This window comes from Streptomyces sp. MK37H (assembly GCF_018035285.1).
GTDB lineage: Bacteria > Actinomycetota > Actinomycetes > Streptomycetales > Streptomycetaceae > Streptomyces > Streptomyces endocoffeicus.
Window position 1 is genome coordinate 1 of the sequence record NZ_JAAAYH010000818.1, and the last position, 1,625, is coordinate 1,625.

Below are 1,625 nucleotides of genomic sequence, written 5' to 3' on the forward strand. Positions count from 1 at the left end.
ACCCCTCGCACACCCCCTGGCGGGGGCTAGGTCACACCCCCTGGCGGGGCTATGAGGCGGGGGCACGAGGCGCGAGCCGGGCCACCTCGTCCATCAGCGCGCGCAGCCGGGGCGAGGCGACCAGCTCCTCCAGGGACATCGGGCGCCCCTCGGCGTCGGCGATCGGCAGTCGCCAGTTGGGGTACTGATCCCAGGTGCCCGGCAGATTCTGCGGTCTGCGGTCCCCCACCGCGTCCGGCAGCCAGACGCCCACCATCTTCGCCGGGGTGCGCAGCAGAAAGCGGTGGACGGCCTTGACCGCCGCCTCCTCGTCGCCCGGCCCCTCCGGCAGCAGCCCGAGCCGCGCCAGCAGCCCCAGCCACTCGGCGACCTCGACCGCGTCCGCCGCCCGCTCCTCGGCGAGGGGGCGGCTCAGCAGGCCCAGCCGGTGGCGGAGCTCAACGTGGTCGCCGGTGAGCCGGGCGGCGGTGCTCGGCAGATCGTGGGTCGTCACGGTGGCCAGGCAGTCCGCCCGCCACTCCTCCGGCGCCAGCGGCCGCGCGGCGCCCGCCCCGTTGTAGTTCCGCTCGAACCACAACACCGAGGTGCCCAGCACCCCCCGCCGCTCCAGCTCCTCCCGCACACCGGGCTCGACCGTCCCCAGGTCCTCCCCTATGACGACCGCCCCGGCCCGGTGCGCCTCCAGGGCGAGCGCGCCGAGCATCGCCTCCGCGTCGTAGCGGACGTAACAGCCCTCGGTCGGCTCCCGTCCCTCCGGCACCCACCACAGCCGGAAGAGGCCCATCACATGGTCGATGCGGAGCGCGCCCGCGTGCCGTAAGAGGCCCCTCAGCAGATCGCGGTAGGGGGCGTAGCCGGTGGCCGCGAGGGCGTCCGGGCGCCACGGCGGCAGGCCCCAGTCCTGGCCCCTGGAGTTGAAGGCGTCCGGGGGCGCGCCGATCGACATGCCGGAGGCGAAGACGTCCTGGAGCGCCCAGGCGTCGGCGCCCGAGGGATGGACCCCGACCGCCAGATCGTGGACGAGGCCGATGCCCATGCCCGCCTCGCGCGCGGCGCGCTGGGCGGCGGCCAGCTGGGTGTCGGTGAGCCAGGCCAGCCAGCAGTGGAAGTCGGTGCGGTCCAGGTGCTCGGCCCGCGCCCGGGCGGTGCCCGCCGAGCGCGGATCTGCCAGGCCATCGGGCCAGGCGCGCCATTCGGGGCCATGGGTCTCGGCGAGCGCGCACCACAGGGCGTGGTCCTCCAGGGCCTGACCACGCTCGGCGAGGAAGTCGCAGTAGGCGGCGCGGCGGCCGGGGCTGAGCGGGACCGTCCGCACCAGCTCCAGCGCTTCGCGCTTGAGGGCCCAGACGGCGTCCCGGTCGATGAGGGCGCCCTCGCGCAGGACGGCCGTACGGAGGGCGGCGGCGGCCTCCAGCAGCTGATCGGCCCGCTCACGGGCGCGGCCGCGCAGATGAGCGTATTCGGGCACGTCCTCGATCCGCAGATGGACCGGATCGGGGAAGCGCCGCGAGGAGGGGCGGTACGGCGAGGGGTCGGTGGGCGCGGCCGGGGTGCCGGGCACGGCGGCGTGCAGCGGGTTGATCTGGACGAAGCCGGCGCCGAGGGCCCGCCCGGACCAGGCGGCC

The 1,625-nt window shown here is 76.0% G+C and carries 1 protein-coding gene; it reads right to left on the reverse strand.

What is annotated here, in order from left to right; genetic code table 11:
• Positions 1-49: 49 nt before the first annotated feature.
• The coding region (gene malQ / locus GWI24_RS44165; protein WP_210951631.1) for a 4-alpha-glucanotransferase at positions 50-1,625 on the reverse strand (1,576 nt) is incomplete at its 5' end.